Raw genomic sequence first — 20,048 nt, 5'->3', positions numbered from 1 at the left:
TCTTGCTGGTCTTGCTTTTCGCTTTCCGGCCTTTCGGCTTTCCTGCGGTGTTGACTCTATCAGATCCTTTCGGGCCTGATTCCCAGTCAACCGCCCCCGCGTTAGCGGAGTTTGATGCTGTGCCTTCCCGGCTGTTGGGCCGTTCCGACGTCCCAAACATTAGCGGATCCGCCCGGCAGTTCCTAATCGGACCGATCAGGACAGCCGCAACCCAATTTCGAAATGAATTCGGACATGCCGAAATCAATCCCATGGGGAGATCGTGCTGAGGTTGGGTGCCGCTCGCGCGGCGGGAGGTGCTGCCCAGGGCCTTCGTGGCCCGGACAACTCGCAGGACCTTACGCCACGATCGCCGGTAGTACAAACCGGCGATCGTGGCGTGGAGCTGGGAGCGGAGTCAGGCGTTCACGGGTTCCTTCTCCGTGGACGGGCCGCCGTCCCGCGGCGTCGGGACCTCCGCGTCGTCCGCGCCCGTGTCGAGGAGCGTGCGCTCGTCGAACGGGAGGTCGCCGGCGAGCACCCGCTTCACCCGGTCCCGGTCCACTTCCCCGGTCCACGTACCGATGAGCAGCGTGGCCACCGCGTTGCCCGCGAAGTTCGTCAGGGCGCGGGCCTCGCTCATGAAGCGGTCGATGCCGATGATGAGGCCGACGCCGTCCACGAGGCCGGGCTTGTGGGACTGGAGGCCGCTCGCGAGGACGGCGATGCCGGAGCCGGAGACGCCCGCGGCGCCCTTCGACGCGACCATCATGAAGAGGAGCAGGCCGATCTGCTGGCCGATGCTCATGGGCTGGTCCATGGCGTCGGCGATGAAGAGGGACGCCATGGTCAGGTAGATCATGGTGCCGTCGAGGTTGAAGGAGTAGCCGGTCGGGACGGTGATGCCGACGACCGGGCGGGAGACGCCGAGGTGCTCCATCTTCGCGATCAGGCGCGGCAGGGCCGACTCCGACGACGAGGTCGAGAGGATGAGGAGGAACTCCCGGCCCAGGTACTTGAGCAGCGAGAAGATGTTGTAGCCCGTCGCGAGGCGGAGGATCGCCGCCAGGACCACGCCGACGAACAGGGCGCAGGTGACGTAGAAGCCGATCATGATGGTGGCGAGGGCCTTGAGGGCGTCGACGCCCGTCTCGCCGATGACCGCGGCCATCGCGCCGAAGGCGCCGACCGGGGCGGCCCACATGATCATGCCGAGGACGCGGAAGACCAGTCGCTGGATGTGCTCGATGCCGCGCAGGACGGGCTCGCCGCCGCGGCCCATGGCCTGGAGCGCGAAGCCGACGAGGAGCGCCACGAGGAGGGTCTGGAGGACCTGGCCCTCGGTGAAGGCGGAGACGAGGGTCGCCGGGATGATGCCGAGGACGAAGTCGACCGGTCCCTCGGCCGCTTCCTCGGCCGCCGTGTGACCGACGTCCTTGGTGGCGTCGGTGAGGTGCATGCCGGTGCCGGGGTCGAGGATGTTGCCGACGATCAGGCCGATGGCGAGGGCCACGACCGACATCACGATGAAGTAGCCGAGGGCGAGGCCGCCGACCTTGCCGATCTTGGCGGCCTTCCGTACCGAGCCGACGCCCAGGACGATGGTGCAGAAGATGATGGGCGAGATCATCATCTTGATCAGGTTCACGAAGCCCGTGCCGACGGGCTTGAGCTCCTTGGCGAAGTCGGGCCAGATGAAGCCCACGGCGATGCCGAGGAGCACCGCCACGATCACGGCGATGTAGAGATAGTGGGTGCGGTCCCGCTTCGCGGCGGGCGTTTTGGTGGTCGCGGTCCCGTTCTCGGCCACGGCTCCTCCTGACGACGTCGTCGGCGTACTGGATCACCGCAGTGCGTGCGGCTCACGTCCTGCGAATCCCGGTGACTGTCTCCCAGGCGGTGAGCACTGTCACCCTTCCGTTCATTTAGTTCGCGCTTATACGAACAGGCAGACTGGGCCCATGCGTCTCCCCCGTCCCCGCAGCCTGGCCGGCCAGCTCTTCGCCATGCAGGCCGTGCTCGTGGCGGTCGTTGTGGCGGGGTGTGCCCTGTTCACGTACGTCAGTGACCGGGGGCAGGCGGAGACCGCGGCGCGGCGGCAGGCGACGGCCGCGGCGACGGCGGTGGCCGACGCCGGTTCGGTGCGCGAGGCGATCATGGAGTCGGCGGATCCGACGGTGAGCCTGCAGCCGTACGCGACGGACGTGCAGCGGCACACGGGCGTCGACTTCGTGACGATCATGGACACGGACGGGATCCGCTGGACGCATCCGGACCGGCACCAGATCGGCGAGCGGTTCCTCGGGCACATCGGCCCCGCGCTGAAGGGGGAGACGTTCTCGGAGACGTACACGGGGACGCTCGGGGCCTCGGTGCGGGTGGTCACTCCGGTGTACGACGGTGGTGGCCGGGTCGTGGGCCTGGTCAGCGCCGGGATCACCATCGACGAGATCACGGAGCAGGCGCGGGGGCAGGTGCTCGCGGTGGCCGGTGTCGCGCTGGCCGCGCTGGTGCTCGGCGGCATCGGTACGTATGTGATCAACGCGCGGCTGCGCCGTCATACGCACGGTATGAACGCCACCGAGCTGAGCCGGATGCACGCCTATCACCAGGCGGCGCTGCACGCGGTCCGTGAGGGGCTGGTGATGCTCGACGGGCAGCGGCGGGTGGCGCTCATCAACGACGGGGCGCGGGAGCTGCTCGGGGTGGGGGACGACGCGGTGGGGCGGTCGGTGGCCGAGCTCGGGCTGCCGGCGCCGCTGACCGGGGCGCTCCTCGCGGCGGAGCCGCGGGTGGACGAGGTGCATCTGACGGCGGACCGGGTCGTGGTGGTGAACACCTCGCCGGTGACCAGTGAGAACCGGCGCGGCACCGTGGTCACGCTGCGCGATCACACCGAGTTGCAGTCGGTGATGGGCGAGCTGGACTCGGAGCGGGGGTTCACGCAGGCGTTGCGGTCGCAGGCGCACGAGGCCGCGAACCGGCTGCACACCGTGGTGTCGCTGATCGAGCTGGGGCGGGCCGACGAGGCGGTCGACTTCGCGACGGCGGAGCTGGAGCTGGCGCAGGCGCTGACCGACCAGGTGGTGGGCGCCGTGAGCGAGCCGGTGCTGGCGGCGCTGCTGCTCGGGAAGGCCGCGCAGGCCAACGAGCACGGGGTGGAGCTGGTGGTGTCGGCCGACACTCGGATCGACGACGGGCTGCTGCCGCAGACGCTGCCGGCGCGGGATCTGGTGACGGTGCTGGGGAATCTGATCGACAACGCCGTGGACGCGGCGCAGGGTTCGCCGCGCGCCCGGGTCACCGTCACCGCCCGCGCGGAGGGCGACGGGCTGCTGCTGCGGGTGGCGGACTCCGGTCCCGGTGTGGAGCCGGAGCACGCCGACGCCGTGTTCGAGCGGGGCTGGTCGACGAAGCCGGCCGGTCCGCACGGGCGGGGCCTCGGGCTCGCGCTCGTCCGGCAGGCCGTGGCGCGCGGTGGTGGCACGCTGGAGCTGGCCGGGGCGGCGGAGGGCGGTGCCGTGTTCACGGTCGCCCTGCCGCTGGGCGCCGTACCCTCGCCTCGCACCGCGCCGGACGTCACCACCACGAGGGACGCCACCACGGCGGACGCCGTCACGCCGGACGCCGTGCCGCCGGACGCCGCTACGACATCGGGGAAGCGCACACCATGACGGACGCCCACATCAAGGTCCTGGTCGTCGAGGACGATCCCGTGGCGGCCGACGCGCACGCCCTGTACGTGGACCGCGTGACCGGCTTCCGCACGGTCGCCCGGGCGCACACCGCCGCCGAGGCGCGGCGGGTCCTGGACCGCACGGCGGTCGATCTGATCCTGCTGGACCTGCACCTGCCGGACGGGCACGGTCTGGCGCTCGCCCGCTCGCTGCGAGCTGCCGGGCACCACGCGGACGTGATCGCGGTGACCTCGGCCCGTGATCTTGCGGTGGTCCGTGAGGGGGTGTCGCTGGGGGTGGTGCAGTACGTGCTGAAGCCGTTCACGTTCGCCACGCTGCGCGACCGGCTGGTGCGGTACGCCGAGTACCGGACCACGTCGGGGGAGGCGACCGGGCAGGACGAGGTCGACCGGGCGCTGGCCAATCTGCGCTCGCCCGCGCCGGCCGCGCTGCCGAAGGGACTGAGCGCGCCGACGCTGGAGCGGGTCACGCAGGCGCTGCGGGAGGGGTCGCCGGAAGGTCTGACGGCGGCGGTGGCCGCGGAGACGGTGGGCATCTCGCGGATCACGGCGCGGCGCTATCTGGAGCACCTGGTCGACTCGGGGCGCGCGGCGCGCAGTCCGCAGTACGGGCAGGTGGGCCGCCCCGAGTTGATCTACACCTGGAAGTAGCCGCGGCGGCGGGCCGCGGGCGTCGTTCGCCGCCCCTCGATAACAACGTTGTCACGGCACCGTCGTTGGGCCGCGCACACCCATTGACCCTGCTCCGAGCCTGAACGTACGTTCACGGGCAGCCCCGCGAGGCAACGATGCCCGCGACGCTCGTAGGAGGTCGTGCCCGTGCGCCCCACCGCTCCTCTGCTCGTCGCCACCGCCCTGCTGGCCGCCGGAACCCTCACCGCCTGCGGGGGTGACTCCGGCAGCGACTCGAACACGATCAAGGTCTCCTTCAAGCAGTCCACGGACAACCAGATCAAGGTGATGGACACCTATCTGGCCGCGATGAAGAAGCAGTTCGAGAAGGCCAACCCGGGCAAGAAGGTCGAACTCGTCCCGATCAAGGCCCCGGACTCCGAGTACTACACGAAGCTCCAGCAGATGCTGCGTTCGCCGCGGACCGCGCCCGACCTGGTCTACGAGGACACGTTCCTCATCAACTCCGACATCACCGCCGGGTACTTGAAGCCGCTGGACCAGTACCTGGACAAGTGGCAGGACTGGGGCCAGTTCATCGACACGGCCAAGTCGGCGGCGAAGGCGCAGGACGGGAAGACGTACGGCGTCCCGGACGGCACGGACACCCGCGGCCTCTGGTACGACAAGGCGATCCTGGCGAAGGCGGGGATCAAGACGCCCTGGCAGCCGAAGAGTTGGGCGGAGGTGCTCGACGCGGCCCGGGCTATCAAGAAGAAGGTCCCCGACGCGGTCCCGCTGAACGTCTACACCGGCAAGCCGAACGGCGAGGCCGCCACGATGCAGGGCTTCGAGATGCTGCTGTACGGCACGGGCGACGGCGGTTCCGACCCGCTCTACGACACGTCGTCGAGCAAGTGGATCGCCGGCTCGAAGGCGTTCAAGGACAGCCTCCGGTTCGTGGAGACGGTGTTCAAGGAGAAGCTCGGGCCCGACGTCTCCGACGCCCTCGACCCGAACTGGGCCACGCGGGTGCGCGGCGAGTTCCTGCCCAAGGGCAAGCTGGGCATCAACCTCGACGGTTCCTGGCTGCCGCAGGACTGGCTGAAGGGCTCGGGCCACGAGTGGCCGGAGTGGTCGGACAAGCTGGGGCTCGCGCACATGCCGACGCAGAACGGGCAGGCGCCCGGCAAGGTCTCCATGTCCGGCGGCTGGACCTGGGCGGTCCCGTCCAAGGCGGCCAACCCCGATCTGGCCTTCGACTTCATCAAGACGATGCAGACGAAGGCGAACGCGCAGCGCTGGTACATCGCGAACTCCGGCATCGCGGTCCGCAAGGACGTCGCGGCGGACCCGGCGTACGTGAAGGCGCAGCCGGGCATCAAGTTCTTCACGGACCTGGTCGCCTCGACGCACTACCGCCCGGCCTACCCCGCGTACCCGAAGGTCTCCACGGCGATCCAGGAGGCGATGGAGTCGGTGACGACGGGTGACGCGTCGGTGGACAAGGCGGCGTCCGAGTACGACGAGCAGCTGAAGACGGCAGCGGACGGAAAGGTCGTCACCAAGTCTTAGGGGACGGGCCGTCGGGGCTCGCGAGGATGAACGCGCCCCTTCAGGGGCGCGGGGAACTGCGCGAGCAACCACGCACGGCCCGCACCCGGCCGAGACCAGCACACGGCACACGCGACCCCGCCGGAGGCGACCGCACCAGTGACCCGCCGCAGAACCACGCTCCGCGCCCTCCCGATCGCCCCGGCCACGATCATCATGGCCCTGTTCCTCGCGGGCCCGATCGCCTACTGCGCCTACATCGCCTTCACCGACCTGCAGCTCACCGGCCAGGCCGAGTCGTCGTTCGTCGGTTTCGACAACTTCCGGGCCGCGTTCAAGGACGACGCGTTCCTGAACGCGGTCTGGCTGACGCTGGTCTTCACGTTCCTGTCGTCCATCGTCGGCCAGAACACCCTGGGCCTGGCTCTCGCGGCGCTGATGCAGCGCGCCTCGAAACCGGTGCGGACGGTCACGGGGGCGGTCGTGGTGACGGCCTGGGTGCTGCCCGAGGTCGTCGCCGGCTTCCTGCTGTACGCGTTCTTCCGCCGCGAGGGCACCTTGAACGCGATCCTCGACTGGCTCCATCTGCCGGGCCAGAACTGGCTGTTCACGCTGCCGATCCTCGCGGTGTCGTTCGCGAACGTGTGGCGCGGCACCGCCTTCTCGATGCTCGTCTACTCGGCGGCGCTCTCCGAGATCCCGAAGGAGATCACGGAGGCCGCCGAGGTGGACGGCACGAACGCCTGGCAGCGGCTGTGGCACGTGACGCTGCCGATGATCCGCCGCTCCATCGGCACGAACCTGATGCTCAACACCCTGCAGACGCTGTCGGTCTTCGGTCTGATCTGGGTGATGACCCGGGGCGGCCCCGGCAACCACAGCCAGACCCTCCCCCTGTTCATGTACGAGCAGGCCTTCCAGAAGAGCATGATCGGCTACGGCACGGCGGTGGCGCTGCTGCTCCTGGTGGTCGGCTCCCTGTTCTCGCTGGTCTACATGCGCCTGCTGCGCACGGAGGCATAAGTGACCCGCCGCCGCACCAGAAACCGGCTCACCGCCGACGCGACGCTGATCCTCGTCGGGATCACCTTCGCGCTCCCGCTCGCCTGGGTCGTGCTGTCGTCGCTGGACGCCGACGCGAACCTCAAGGTGAAGTTCCCGACCCACGCCACGTTCGACAACTTCGACGCGGTCCTCAAGCCGGACATCACGTTCACTCCGCTGCTCAACTCGCTGATCCTGTGCGGCGGCGCGACGGCGCTGACGGTGGTGTGCGCGGCGCTGGCCGCGTATCCGCTGTCCCGCTACCGCTCGCGCCTGAACAACCCGTATCTGGCGACGATCCTGTTCGCGACGTGTCTGCCGATCACGGCGATCATGGTCCCGGTGTACGCGCTGTTCGTGCAGGTGAACCTGATCGACACGATGTCGGGCACGATCTACTTCTTCGCCGCGTCCCAACTCCCGTTCGCCATCTGGCTGATGAAGAACTTCATGGACGGGGTGCCGAAGGAGCTGGAGGAGGCGGCCTGGACGGACGGCGCGAACACCTTCCAGTCGCTGGTGCGGATCGTGCTGCCGCTGATGGGGCCCGGGGTCGCGGTCGTCACGGTGTTCTGCTTCGCCATGATGTGGGGCAACTTCTTCGTCCCGTTCATGCTGCTGCTCTCCCCCGACCAGATGCCGGCGTCGGTCAGCATCAACGACTTCTTCGGCAACCGCGGGACGGTCGTGTACGGGCAGCTCGCCGCCTTCTCGATCATCTACTCGACGCCGGTGATCCTGCTGTACGTCCTGGTGTCCCGGCGCTTCGGCGGCGGCTTCGCGCTGGGGGGTGCGGTGAAGGGCTGAGGGCGCGCGCCGGCCTGTACGTTCCTACGACATGTGACGCAAGACGAACGCACCGTAGCCAAGCGGCCCGTTCGCCCCTACTTTGTGCCCGTGCAGCACACCGCCGCGGCGAACCAGCCCACCCCGCCGTTCAACGCTCCCGCCGCCCGCCGCCTCCGTGAGGCGCTCGGGATGGCGCCGGGGCACGTCGCCTACGGCATGCGCGCCTCCTACGGGCTCGCGCACATCACGCCGGAGATCATCGTCGCCTGGGAGCGCGGTGAGGCCGCCCCGACGGCGGCCGAACTCACCGCGCTCGCCGGGGCGCTGTGGTGCTCGCCGGGTGAACTCATCGGTGCGGCCAGGACGTTGCGCGAGCACCGGCTGGCGCACGGGATCGCCCCGGAGGACGTGGCGCGGGCCGTGGGCATGGAGATCCACTCGTACCTGCGCATGGAGGAGACGGGCGAGTGGCGGGGCAACGACCGCCAGTCGAGTGCGCTCGCCGAGATCCTGCGGCTGACGCCGCGCGCGTTCGCGACGGTCACCGGGCGGGACGGGCAGCTGGCGGAGCTGCTGCGCAGCGCGGCGACGACGCGCTGGCAGGGGTACGTGCGGCCGCTGACCCGGCTCGTGCCGGTGCAGCGGCGGGAGGCGGACGACGTCCTCCACGAGATGCACCTGGAGTACCAGGCGCTGATGGCCGCGACGCTGAGCTGGGGCGGCGGTTCGTCGCCGGGCTCGGGGGACGCGGGGCGCGCGTTCCTGGAGCGGATCCTGGACGAGTTCTGGTCCAGGATCCGCAATCCGTAGGCGCCGTACGGGAGTCGGGCCGCGGCGGCCCGGCAGGCCGGCCGGAAGACCGGCTAGAAGACCGACTCGGCCTCGTCCATCCGGTCCTTGGGGACGGTCTTCAGCTCGGTGACCGCCTCGGCGAGCGGCACCATCGAGATGTCCGTGCCGCGCAGCGCCGTCATCCTGCCGTACTCGCCGCGGTGCGCGGCCTCCACGGCGTGCCAGCCGAAGCGGGTGGCGAGGACGCGGTCGTACGCGGTGGGGGTGCCGCCGCGCTGCACGTGGCCGAGGATGACGGGCCTGGCCTCCTTGCCGAGGCGGCTCTCCAGCTCGTAGGCGAGGGCGGTGCCGATGCCCTGGAACCGCTCGTGGCCGAACTGGTCGATGGCGCCCTTGCCGTAGTCCATGGTGCCGTCCTGCGGGTGCGCGCCCTCGGCGACGCAGATGACGGCGAACTTCTTGCCGCGCGAGAACCGCTCCTCGACCATCTTGACCAGGTCGGCCGGGTCGAAGGGGCGCTCGGGCAGGCAGATGCCGTGGGCACCGCCGGCCATGCCGGACTCCAGGGCGATCCAGCCGGCGTGCCGTCCCATGACCTCGACGACCATCACCCGCTGGTGGGACTCGGCGGTCGTCTTGAGGCGGTCCATGGCCTCCGTGGCGACGCCGACGGCGGTGTCGAAGCCGAAGGTGCGGTCGGTCGCGGAGATGTCGTTGTCGATCGTCTTCGGGACGCCGACGACGGGCAGGCCCGCGTCGGACAGCATGCGGGCCGCGGTCAGCGTGCCTTCGCCGCCGATCGGGATGAGGACGTCGAAGCCGATCTCCTCGGCGAGCTGCTTCGCGTTCTCGCAGGCCGCGCGGAACTTGTCGCGCTCCAGGCGGGACGATCCGAGGATGGTGCCGCCGCGGGCGAGGATGCCGCTGACCGCGTTCAGATCGAGCGGTCGGTAGCGTCCGTCGAGCAGCCCCGCGTAGCCGTCCTCGAAGCCGAGCACCTCGTCGCCGTAGTGCGTGACGGCTCGGTGCACGACCGACCGGATCACTGCGTTGAGGCCAGGACAGTCGCCGCCTGCGGTGAGAACTCCGATACGCATCGTGCTGTGTCTCCTGCTCGCTTCTGATTCGTCTGAGCCACTGCGATTCTTCCACGACGCGAGGGGCATCGCGTTCGGGCGAGGCCATCAGAGGCGCTTCGTCCCTTGCGGATCGGGCACTAGGGCCCTGCTGTACAGGCCTTTTGTCCGGCGGGCGACCTAGCCATGCCCAGAGGTATTGTCAAGAGGGCACAGCTTTCGTTACGGCCATTTTTTTCGGCCCTGAGCAGGGACTGCGGCTCTGCGCGGGGGACTCTACGCAGGAGGAGCACGCGTGACGCGCAGCGTGTACGTGACCGGGATCGACCGGGGCGACGGTCGCCAGGTCGTCGAGCTGGGAGTCATGGAACTCCTGACCCGTCAGGTCGACCGGGTGGGTGTCTTCCGCCCGCTCGTCCACGACGGTCCCGACCGGCTCTTCGATCTGCTGCGGGCGCGCTACCGCCTGTCGCAGGACCCGGCGACGGTGTACGGCCTCGACTACCACGAGGCGTCCGCGATCCAGGCCGAGCAGGGCACGGACGAGCTGGTCTCGCAACTGGTCGACCGGTTCCACGAGGTGGCCAGGGACTACGACGTGGTGCTGGTGCTCGGCACGGACTTCGCGGACACCCAGCTGCCGGACGAGCTGGCGCTGAACGCGCGCCTCGCGAACGAGTTCGGCGCGTCCGTGGTGCCCGTGGTCGGCGGCAAGAAGCAGACCGCCGAGTCCGTGCGCGCCGAGGTCCGCAACGCCTACCGGGCCTATGACGGTCTGGGCTGCGACGTCCTCGCGATGGTCGTCAACCGGGTGGTGCCGGAGGACCGGGACGAGATACACGAGCGGTTGACCAACCGGCTGCCGGTGCCCTGTTACGTGCTGCCCGACGAGGCGGCGCTGTCCGCGCCGACCGTCGCCCAGATCGCCCACGCGCTGGGCGGCACGGTGCTGCTCGGCGACGACTCGGGGCTGGCCCGCGACGCGCTCGACTTCGTCTTCGGCGGCGCCATGCTGCCCAATCTCCTCAACGCCCTGACGCCGGGCTGCGTCCTCGTCACCCCCGGGGACCGCGCGGACCTCGTGGTGGGCGCGATGGCCGCGCACAGTGCGGGCACCCCGCCGATCGCGGGCGTCATCCTGACCCTGAACGAGCGGCCCGGCGAGGCGATCCTCAAGCTGGCCGACCGGCTCGCGCCGGGCACCCCGGTGATCGCGGTGACCGGGGGCTCCTTCCCCACGGCGGCCGAACTGTTCGCCATGGAAGGCAAGTTGAACGCGGCGACGCCCCGCAAGGCGGAGACCGCCCTGGGGCTCTTCGAGCGGTACGTCGACACGGCGGGCCTCCTGCGGACGATCCAGGCCCCGTCGTCCGACCGCGTCACCCCGATGATGTTCGAGCACAAGCTGCTGGAGCAGGCCCGCTCGGACAAGCGCCGCGTGGTCCTGCCCGAGGGCACCGAGGAGCGCGTGCTGCGCGCCGCCGACGTGCTGCTGCGCCGCGGGGTCTGCGACCTGACGCTGCTCGGGCCGGTGGAGCAGATCCGCAAGAAGGCCGCGGACCTCGGCGTCGACCTCGCCGACTCGGAGCTCATCGACCCGCAGAGCTCGGAACTGCGGGACCGCTTCGCCGCCAAGTACGCGGAGCTGCGCGCCCACAAGGGCGTCACCGTGGAGCTCGCGTACGACGTGGTCGCCGACGTGAACTACTTCGGCACGCTGATGGTCCAGGAGGGCCTGGCCGACGGCATGGTGTCGGGCTCGGTGCACTCGACGGCCGCCACCATCCGGCCCGCCTTCGAGATCATCAAGACCAAGCCGGACGCCGCGATCGTCTCGTCGGTGTTCTTCATGTGCCTGGCCGACAAGGTCCTCGTCTACGGCGACTGCGCGGTGAACCCGGACCCGAACGCCCAGCAGCTCGCCGACATCGCCACCCAGTCCGCGGCCACCGCCGACCAGTTCGGCGTGGAGCCGCGGATCGCGATGCTGTCGTACTCGACCGGCACCTCGGGCTCCGGCGCCGACGTCGACAAGGTCCGCGAGGCCACCGAGCTGGTCCGGGAGCGCCGCCCGGACCTGAAGATCGAGGGCCCGATCCAGTACGACGCCGCGGTCGAGCCGTCGGTCGCGGCCACCAAGCTGCCCGGCTCCGAGGTCGCGGGCCAGGCCAGCGTGCTGATCTTCCCCGACCTCAACACGGGCAACAACACGTACAAGGCCGTGCAGCGCTCGGCCGGCGCGATCGCCGTCGGCCCGGTCCTGCAGGGCCTGCGCAAGCCGGTCAACGACCTGTCGCGCGGCGCCCTCGTGCAGGACATCGTGAACACCGTGGTCATCACCGCGATCCAGGCCCAGACCCCCTCCGAAAGGGCATGACACCCGTGGCAGCGTCCCGCGTCCTCGTCCTCAACTCCGGCTCGTCGTCGGTGAAGTACCAACTCCTCGACATGCGCGACAGCTCCCGGCTCGCCGCGGGCCTCGTCGAGCGCATCGGTGAGGAGACCTCCCGGCTCAAGCACACCCCGCTGCTCGGTGGCGGCGGCGAGGCGCGCGAGCAGAACCGGCCGATCGCCGACCACGAGGAGGCACTCAAGGCGGTCGCCGCCGAGCTGGCGCAGGACGGGCTCGGCCTGGACTCCCCCGAGCTGGCCGCGATCGGCCACCGGGTGGTGCACGGCGGCAAGTTCTTCACGCAGCCGACCGTCATCGACGACGCGGTGCTCAAGGAGGTCGAGCGGCTGATCCCGGTGGCGCCGCTGCACAACCCGGCGAACCTGACGGGCATCCACACGGCGATGACGCTGCGCCCCGACCTGCCGCAGGTCGCCGTCTTCGACACCGCGTTCCACACGACGATGCCGGAGTCGGCGTCGCGGTACGCGATCGACGTGAAGACGGCGGACGAGCACCGCGTCCAGCGCTACGGCTTCCACGGCACGTCGCACGCGTACGTGTCGCGCAAGACGGCCGAGCTCCTCGGCAGGGCGCCGGAGGAGGTCAACGTCATCGTGCTGCACCTGGGCAACGGCGCCTCCGCGTCGGCGGTGCGCGGCGGGGTGTGCGTGGACACTTCGATGGGCCTGACCCCGCTTGAGGGTCTGGTGATGGGTACGCGTTCAGGAGACGTCGACCCGGCCGTCATCTTCCATCTGATGCGGGTGGGCAACATGTCGGCGGACGAGATCGACGTCCTGCTCAACAAGAAGTCGGGTCTGATCGGGCTCTGCGGTGACAACGACATGCGCGAGATCCGGCGGCGGATCGACGAGGGCGACCAGGAGGCGCAGCTCGCCTTCGACATCTACGTCCACCGCCTGAAGAAGTACATCGGCGCCTACTACGCGGTGCTCGGCCGGGTGGACGCGCTCGCGTTCACGGCCGGGGTCGGCGAGAACGCCGCGCCGGTGCGGGAAGCTGCGGTCGCGGGCCTGGAGGAACTGGGTCTCACGGTCGACGGCGAGCTCAATTCCGTACGTTCCGACGAGGCCCGGATCATCTCGCCCGAGTACGCCCGGGTGGCTGTCGCCGTGGTGCCGACCGACGAGGAGCTGGAGATCGCGCAGCAGACCTACGCGCTGGTGGCTCCCCCGGAGGACCGCAACGCCTGAGCGCACGCCCGCCCATTTGTAGATTCCACCAGACGGAATATTCCGTAGCGAAACAAACCGATAGGATCGCCCCCATGCGCCGTTCCAAAATCGTCTGCACGCTGGGCCCCGCCGTCGACTCCGAAGAGCAGCTCGTCTCGCTGATCGAAGCCGGTATGAACGTGGCCCGCTTCAACTTCAGCCACGGCACCCACGCCGAGCACCAGGGCCGCTACGACCGCGTCCGCGCGGCCGCCGAGAAGACGGGCCGCGCGGTGGGCGTGCTCGCCGACCTCCAGGGGCCGAAGATCCGCCTGGAGACCTTCGCCGAGGGCCCCGTCGAGCTGGTGCGCGGTGACGAGTTCACCATCACCACCGAGGACGTCCCCGGTGACAAGTCGATCTGTGGCACGACGTACAAGGGGCTTCCCGGTGACGTCTCCAAGGGCGACCCGGTCCTGATCAACGACGGCAACGTCGAGCTCAAGGTGACCGACATCGACGGCCCCCGGGTCAGGACGATCGTCATCGAGGGCGGGGTCATCTCCGACCACAAGGGCATCAACCTGCCGGGCGCGGCCGTCAACGTGCCGGCCCTGTCCGAGAAGGACATCGAGGACCTGCGCTTCGCCCTGAAGATGGGCTGCGACATGGTCGCCCTGTCCTTCGTGCGCGACGCCAACGACGTGAAGGACGTCCACAAGGTGATGGACGAGGAGGGCCGCCGGGTCCCCGTCATCGCCAAGGTGGAGAAGCCGCAGGCCGTCGCCAACATGGAGGGCGTCGTCGCGGCGTTCGACGCGGTGATGGTGGCCCGTGGCGACCTCGCCGTCGAGTACCCGCTCGAGAAGGTCCCGATGGTGCAGAAGCGCCTCGTGGAGATGTGCCGCCGCAACGCCAAGCCGGTGATCGTCGCGACCCAGATGATGGAGTCGATGATCACCAACTCGCGCCCCACGCGCGCCGAGGCGTCCGACGTGGCCAACGCGATCCTGGACGGCGCCGACGCGGTCATGCTGTCCGCCGAGTCGTCCGTGGGCGCCTACCCGATCGAGACCGTCAAGACGATGTCGAAGATCGTCAAGGCGGCCGAGGAGGAGCTGCTCAGCAAGGGCCTGCAGCCGCTCGTGCCCGGCAAGAAGCCGCGTACGCAGGGTGGTTCGGTGGCCCGCGCCGCGTGCGAGATCGCGGACTTCCTGGACGGCAAGGCGCTGATCGCCTTCACGCAGTCCGGCGACACGGCCCGGCGGCTCTCCCGCTACCGCGCCTGCCAGCCGATCCTGGCGTTCACCACGGACGAGTCGACCCGCAACCAGCTGTCGCTGACCTGGGGCGTGGAGACGTACGTCGTGCCGCACGTGGACTCCACCGACGAGATGGTCGAGCTGGTCGACGCCGAGCTGGTGAAGCTGAACCGCTTCAACGACGGCGACACCGTGGTCATCACGGCCGGTTCGCCCCCCGGCGTCCCCGGCACCACGAACATGGTCCGGGTGCACCACCTGGGCGGCGGCGAGCGCGACTGACCCGCCTCCCCCGCACGAACGCCGAGGGCGCCCCCTGTACGAGACAGGGGGCGCCCTCGGCGTCTGTGGTGCGTACGGTCAGCTGTCCTCGACCGTGGTGTGCAGACCCGGCACGTGCAGGGTGCCACCGAACTGCGCGGCCTGCGTGACCTTCACGTTGGTGAAGTACAGGATCGGCAGGTTGATCGGCGGCGGGTTCTTCGCGTTGAACGTCATCGGGATGAGCCCGAGCAGATTGCCCGAGAGCTCCTCCGTGTACATCGTCGTCTTCCCGTTGCGGATCGTGGACGTGGAGCCCTTGTCCGCGCGGATGTGGAAGTACTTGCCGTTCGGGCCCGCGGCGATCTGGTGCAGATCCCCGATGTCGGTCCCGTCCGAGATGATGTACTTCATGACGCGCTTGGTGCTGCCGTCGGCCATCCGGACGTCGACGAGGCCCTTGTAGTCCGCGCCCTTGAGCAGGAGCGAGCTGGCCTCCAACTTCCAGGTGGTGTCCGGCAGCTGGGCCGGAGTGTCCTCGTCGGCGCCGGCCGCGTCCGTGGCCACCGGGCAGTCGTCCGGTATGCCGCTCGCGCTCGGCGACGGCGTGGCCGCGTCCTTGGCTTCCTCGGCGGCCTTCGCGGCCTCCTCGGTCGCCTTGTCCAGGCCGTCCGCGGTGTCCTTGACGGCGTCCCCGGCCTTGTCGGTCGTGTCCTTGACCGTGCCCTCGACCGTGTCGACCGTGTCCTTCACCGCGTCGCCCACGTCCTTCGACGCGGTGGACCCGGATGCGGACGGGGACGGAGTCGGCGTGGCCGTCTCCTTCTCGTCCGGCGTGAGCAGGTCCTTGAGGGCGTCACCGACGCCCAGCGGGTCGAGCGGGTTGGTGGTCTTGGACGGCGAGGGCGTCGGCGTGGCCGCGTCCTTGCCGTCGTCCGAGCCGGAGCCGGTCCCGCCGGTCGCGGACGGGGCGGGAGTCGGGGTGGCCGTCTCCTTGTCGTCCGCGCCGGAGTCCGAGCCGGAGCCCGTACCGGTGTCCTTGCCGCTGTCCTTGCTCGCCGAAGCCGACGGCGAAGGAGTCGGCGTGGCCGTCTCCTTCTCGTCCGGGGCGGTCTTGCCGTCCTTCTCCGCCTCGATCGCGTCGGCGCACGCCTTGTAGTCGTCCGCCGAGAACTTCGTCGGATTGTCCTTGGCCGACGCCAGCGTGGGCGTCAGACCGAGCCCCATCAGTACGGCCGTGGGCATGGCCGCGATGGCTATCGCCTTGCCCGCGGGCATGTGCAGCCTGGTGAACAGATGCTTCCTCGGTGCTGCATGCCGCGGCCCGGTTCTCGCACGGGACTCCATCACGGAGTCCTCGTGGTGCACCTCGTCAGCCGGCACGGTGCCTCCCGTTCGTCCCGTTGTCCGGGCTCGTCCCTGACACGTCGTCGTTTGCGCCCGCGACCTGGTAAGTGGCGCCCTCGATCGGCGGCACCGGAGCGGCGTCGTCCGACCCGGTCCCGTCACCGCCGGGAGCGGCTGTCGCGGCCTGCGGCCTGCCCGGCGCCCAGGAGATGCCGAGGGCACCGCCGAGCAGGGAGAGCAGGAAGCCGATGACGAAGCCACCGAAGTTGGAGACCACCAGGGAGACCAGGGCGAGAAGAATCGCCGCCACACCCGCGAACACCCGGGAGTGCGGCTGGAACCACATCGTCAGGCCGAGCACGACGAGCAGGACGCCGATGATGAGCGAACCGGCACCGGCCGTGGTGGCCATCCGGATCGTCATGCTGCCCAGCGTCAGGTTCGCGTACGGGAAGTACATGATGGGAATGCCGCCGAGGATCGACAGCAGACCACCCCAGAATGGGCGCTGACCGCGCCACCCTCGGAACGAGTGGCGCATGTGACCAAGCTTCGTGCCCAGTCCTGCGTGCGCTTCGGCGCTCATGTCGTACAGCTCCTCGGGAATGGCGTTGTTCTGTGGTGACGGTGGCTGTCCGGATACGGGCACGGGGACGGCCCGGGGTCTTCTCCCTTGCGCCCCCGCGCCCGGCCGTTCAGCGCATCAAATGCCAAGACCCGGGCCCGCGAGCGGACCCCGACGGCCTAGTAGCACTCGTGCTTGCCCTTCTTGACGCTCATCTTGAGGCCCGAGAGCTTGAAGGTGCCGGCCGTGGTGGCCCACGCCCGCTGCTGGACGTTCTCGAAGTGCACCGAGTCGGCCTGCTGGGCGAACGAGTTCGGGTCGGCCTTGTCACCCTTGGCGATGCCAGGGCCCTTGGCCGCGTCGCCCGCCGCCACACCGATGTCGATGTTCTCGAAGGTCGCATCGGCCTTCAGGTCATCGGCGTCGATGTAGAGGGTCTTGGCCTCCACGGGGTTGCTCTTGTCGGCACCGGCCGACAGCTTCATCGACACGTCGCCGAAGACCGGGACGGGCACAACCACGGACTGGCAGAGGTTGTTGATCGTCGCGGACTTCATGCCGACGACGGCGACGGGGTGAGTACCCGTCTTACCGGAGTCGATGGCCCCGTACTGGACGAAGCCCTTGCCATCGAGCGAGTCCGCCGTCACCTTGAACGACTGACCCGACACACTGAACGATGCCGCGAGCGCACCCTGGGACAGGGCCACGCCTATCGCGGCAGTCGCCGCGACGCTCGGCACCATGACTACGGCGAACCGCTTCCATCTGGTTCCGCCACGAGTCACGGAATTCATGACTGTTCCTCCTTCTCGGACGTACATCTCCGGCCCTGACTGCCCCTTGCGGCGGCTCAGCCGGGCAGGGATGGGAGAAGTGCTACGTCCTCGGGAAGGAGAGCGCCCGCATCGGAGGCGCATCCGCACCTTGATCACCGGCGATCACCCCCGAGCGACAACCACTGGTCGCACCTGAGCCATCACGCGCAACCTGCCGGACAGGCCCAGCCGGACGGCTGAGACCCCCCTGTCCTAGGCCGGCGACGCTCCCCTTGGTTCGCCGTCGACCTGCCCGGTGGGGACCCAAGGACCCCACGTCCCGAATGGCTGTCGGACGGTGGGGAGTGGACCGAGCGTGCCCGATCGTGGTGCATTCCCGTCGCTCGCACAAGGGGGTTCGTTACTCACGGGTAACGGACGGATAACCGAACCACGACCGCCCGGCATCGGGCGGCAACGCTGGGTGCTGTCAAGGGAGTTACGAAACCGGTTGAATCCGGCACGGAACAGGGCAGAAGAAGGCCCCCGACTTACTCCAAGTAACAGCGGCCGCGATTACCAAGTTTTGGTAAAGCGCGGCCGCTGTGTGCCCCTGGTGGCAGAACTTTCACCCCGGCACCACAAGCCGTGGCGTTTAAGAACAGGTCACTGACGGCTCAGAAGAGAACCCGGGCCAGAGCCGTACGCGCCGTGGTCACGCGCGGGTCGTCGCCCCCCACGACCTCGAACAGTTCGAGCAGACGGACGCGCGCCGCCTCCCGGTCGTCACCGGCCGAGCGGGCCACCGCGTCGACGAGCCGGCCGAAGGCGTCCGCGACGTGACCGCCCACCAGGTCCAGATCGGCGGCCGCGATCTGCGCCTGTACGTCACCGGGCTTCTCGGCGGCGTCCTTGCGCACGGCCTGCGGGTCGAGGCCCTGCACGCGCTGGAGCAGTTCGGCCTGGCCGAGGCCGAGCTTGGCCTCGGTGTTGCCGGGGTCGTCCGACAGCACGTTCTTGTACGCCTGGACGGCGCCCGCGAGGTCACCCGCGTCAAGGGCCTGCACGGCGGCTTCGAGCAGCGCGTCGTACGGGCCGGCCGGAGCCTCCACGACCGGTGCCGGACCCTCCGCATCGGTGTCGACCGCGATCCCGGTGAGACCGAAGCGCTCCTCGGCGACCTGGATCAACTGGTCGAGCGTGCCGCGGATCTGGGCCTCGGGCGCGGCGCCCTGGAAGAGCGGCAGCGCCTGTCCGGCCACGACGGCGAAGACGGCCGGGATCCCCTGGACCCCGAACTGCTGCATCAGCATCTGATTGGCATCGACATCGATCTTGGCGAGCACGAAGCGGCCGCTGTACTCGGCGGCGAGCCGCTCCAGCAGCGGGCTCAGCTGCTTGCAGGGCTCGCACCACTCGGCCCAGAAGTCGATGACGACGGGCACCTCGGTGGAGCGCTGCAGGACGTCGCGTTCAAAACCCGCTTCGTCTACGTCGATGACAAGGCTCGACGGGGGCACGGCGGAAGGACCGCCGCCCTGCCGGGCCGCTTCGGCGCGCGCCTGCTCCGCCTTCGCCCTGGCCTCCTGGGCCGCCTTCACCGCGGCGAGGTCGACGACTCCGCTCATGGACATGTTCCGTGGCTGCATGCGTACAGTCTCCCCCTTCCGCGGACGGTTGTGGGCCGGGTCCGCCTCCGTGACCTCCCGCCGGATTGCGAGGTCTACGGAGCGGACTCGGCCGGGTGCTCGGCGCCGGGTCCCCACCCGGCACCTGTGGTTGCCGCTCGTCGTGGCCGGCCCGGGGTGCAGAACCGGGGCGGTCGTACGAGTTCGAGCTTTCGCTACGGGTCGTAGCGTAACTGTCGAGGGGTGGCCCGTGGGCCGCGGCCCCGGTGATCTGCCTCACGCGGCGCGCGCGGAGGCCTTTCTTCCTACCGGCCGGTATGGTCGTCGACCATGCAGAGCCACACGCCCTCCCGTACAGGTCGCCCCCGGTCCGCCGCCGCGGACGAGGCGATCCTGGAGGCGACGCGTGCGGCCCTGGTGGACCTCGGCTGGTCGAAGCTGACGCTGGGGGACGTGGCGACGCGCGCCGGGGTCGCCAAGACGACCCTGTACCGCCGCTGGGCGGGCAAGAACGAGTTGGTCGTGGACGCGGTGGCGGTGCTCTTCGACGAGCTGGAGCTGCCCGACCGCGGGTCGCTGGCCGCGGACATCGAGGGCGTGGTGCTTCAGTTCGCGGCGATCCTGGACCGGCCTGAGACGAAGACGGCGTTGATGGCGGTCGTCGCGGAGTCGACCCGGGACGCGCCGCTGCGGGAGCGGATCCGTACGTCGATCGTGGACCGGCAGAAACGTCTCGTCCTGGAGGGGCGGGCGCGGGCCGAGCGGCGCGGTGAGCTGCCGGTGCCGGCGGATCCGTGTGTGGCCGCGGAGACGGCGGACCTCATCTTCGACGTGGCGGCCGGGGCCGTGGTGCACCGGACGCTGGTCAGCGCGGAGCCGGTGGACGCGGACTGGGTCCGCCGCTTCACGGCCCTCCTCCTGGGCGGCCTGTCGGCGGCGTCCGAGTAAGAACTCGGCACGACGGGTTCGTTGCTCGACTGCGGGCCGGTGGGGCTTCTCGCGCAGTTCCCCGCGCCCCTGAAAGGCATGCGCTGCGCGCAGCCTTCCCCCGCCGGGGAGATGCCACCCGAAGGGTGCGCATCTCAGGGGCGCGGGGAACTGCGCGAGCAACCAC

At 69.8% G+C, this 20,048-nt stretch carries 16 protein-coding genes; 10 read left to right on the top strand and 6 right to left on the bottom strand.

The features are described 5' to 3' along the window. Window positions 1-397: 397 nt before the first annotated feature. A complete protein-coding gene (locus tag RBJ77_RS35035) occupies window positions 398-1,789 on the bottom strand; it encodes a cation:dicarboxylate symporter family transporter (protein WP_372348680.1) in 1,392 nt (463 codons plus the stop codon). Window positions 1,790-1,940: 151 nt separating this feature from the next. Here RBJ77_RS35035 and RBJ77_RS35030 point away from each other — a divergent pair, with 151 nt between their 5' ends. From RBJ77_RS35030 to RBJ77_RS35005, 6 genes are all read left to right on the top strand, one after another. Continuing rightward, on the top strand, window positions 1,941-3,653 hold the full coding sequence (locus RBJ77_RS35030) for an ATP-binding protein (protein ID WP_372348679.1): 1,713 nt from the start codon (window positions 1,941-1,943) through the stop codon (window positions 3,651-3,653). Continuing rightward, a complete protein-coding gene (locus tag RBJ77_RS35025) occupies window positions 3,650-4,327 on the top strand; it encodes a response regulator (RefSeq protein WP_372348678.1) in 678 nt (225 codons plus the stop codon). Before RBJ77_RS35030 ends, RBJ77_RS35025 begins: the two co-directional genes overlap by 4 nt. Before the next feature lie 168 nt (window positions 4,328-4,495). Next, on the top strand, window positions 4,496-5,863 hold the full coding sequence (locus RBJ77_RS35020; RefSeq protein WP_372348677.1) for an extracellular solute-binding protein: 1,368 nt from the start codon (window positions 4,496-4,498) through the stop codon (window positions 5,861-5,863). Window positions 5,864-6,058: 195 nt separating this feature from the next. After that, complete coding sequence (locus tag RBJ77_RS35015; protein ID WP_372348682.1) at window positions 6,059-6,865, top strand: carbohydrate ABC transporter permease; 807 nt, start codon at window positions 6,059-6,061, stop codon at window positions 6,863-6,865. Then, window positions 6,866-7,693, top strand: coding sequence for a carbohydrate ABC transporter permease (locus RBJ77_RS35010; protein ID WP_372348676.1), 828 nt, complete (start codon window positions 6,866-6,868; stop codon window positions 7,691-7,693). A 90-nt stretch (window positions 7,694-7,783) separates the two neighbouring features. Then, window positions 7,784-8,485, top strand: a complete 702-nt coding sequence (locus tag RBJ77_RS35005) for a helix-turn-helix domain-containing protein (RefSeq protein WP_372348675.1) — start codon at window positions 7,784-7,786, stop codon at window positions 8,483-8,485. Window positions 8,486-8,538: 53 nt separating this feature from the next. Here the strand turns inward: RBJ77_RS35005 and RBJ77_RS35000 are convergent, their stop codons facing one another. Then, window positions 8,539-9,564 carry a 6-phosphofructokinase gene (locus RBJ77_RS35000; RefSeq protein ID WP_255973675.1) on the bottom strand — a complete coding sequence of 342 codons (1,026 nt, stop codon included), beginning with the start codon at window positions 9,562-9,564 and terminating at the stop codon, window positions 8,539-8,541. Between the two features lie 274 nt (window positions 9,565-9,838). Here RBJ77_RS35000 and pta point away from each other — a divergent pair, with 274 nt between their 5' ends. From pta to pyk, 3 genes are all read left to right on the top strand, one after another. Continuing rightward, complete coding sequence (gene pta, locus RBJ77_RS34995) at window positions 9,839-11,920, top strand: phosphate acetyltransferase (RefSeq protein WP_372348674.1); 2,082 nt, start codon at window positions 9,839-9,841, stop codon at window positions 11,918-11,920. Between the two features lie 5 nt (window positions 11,921-11,925). Further along, entirely contained in the window at window positions 11,926-13,152 is a 1,227-nt protein-coding gene (locus tag RBJ77_RS34990; RefSeq protein ID WP_372348681.1) for an acetate kinase, read from the top strand. A 74-nt stretch (window positions 13,153-13,226) separates the two neighbouring features. Further along, window positions 13,227-14,657, top strand: coding sequence for a pyruvate kinase (gene pyk / locus RBJ77_RS34985; RefSeq protein ID WP_372348673.1), 1,431 nt, complete (start codon window positions 13,227-13,229; stop codon window positions 14,655-14,657). A gap of 78 nt (window positions 14,658-14,735) precedes the next feature. Here the strand turns inward: pyk and RBJ77_RS34980 are convergent, their stop codons facing one another. From RBJ77_RS34980 to RBJ77_RS34965, 4 genes are all read right to left on the bottom strand, one after another. Beyond that, a complete protein-coding gene (locus RBJ77_RS34980; protein ID WP_372348672.1) occupies window positions 14,736-16,019 on the bottom strand; it encodes a hypothetical protein in 1,284 nt (427 codons plus the stop codon). After that, window positions 16,009-16,569, bottom strand: coding sequence for a DUF6114 domain-containing protein (locus tag RBJ77_RS34975; RefSeq protein WP_372348671.1), 561 nt, complete (start codon window positions 16,567-16,569; stop codon window positions 16,009-16,011). Before RBJ77_RS34975 ends, RBJ77_RS34980 begins: the two co-directional genes overlap by 11 nt. Before the next feature lie 158 nt (window positions 16,570-16,727). Further along, on the bottom strand, window positions 16,728-17,345 hold the full coding sequence (locus RBJ77_RS34970) for a DUF6230 family protein (protein WP_255973668.1): 618 nt from the start codon (window positions 17,343-17,345) through the stop codon (window positions 16,728-16,730). 638 nt (window positions 17,346-17,983) lie between these two features. Continuing rightward, entirely contained in the window at window positions 17,984-18,955 is a 972-nt protein-coding gene (locus tag RBJ77_RS34965; RefSeq protein ID WP_372348670.1) for a tetratricopeptide repeat protein, read from the bottom strand. Between the two features lie 309 nt (window positions 18,956-19,264). Between RBJ77_RS34965 and RBJ77_RS34960 the strand changes: the two genes are divergently transcribed. Further along, window positions 19,265-19,882, top strand: a complete 618-nt coding sequence (locus RBJ77_RS34960) for a TetR/AcrR family transcriptional regulator (RefSeq protein ID WP_372348669.1) — start codon at window positions 19,265-19,267, stop codon at window positions 19,880-19,882. Window positions 19,883-20,048 lie beyond the last annotated feature (166 nt).

This window comes from Streptomyces sp. KL116D (assembly GCF_030766975.1).
Taxonomy (GTDB): domain Bacteria; phylum Actinomycetota; class Actinomycetes; order Streptomycetales; family Streptomycetaceae; genus Streptomyces; species Streptomyces longispororuber_A.
This window is presented reverse-complemented; position numbering and strand designations above follow the sequence as displayed.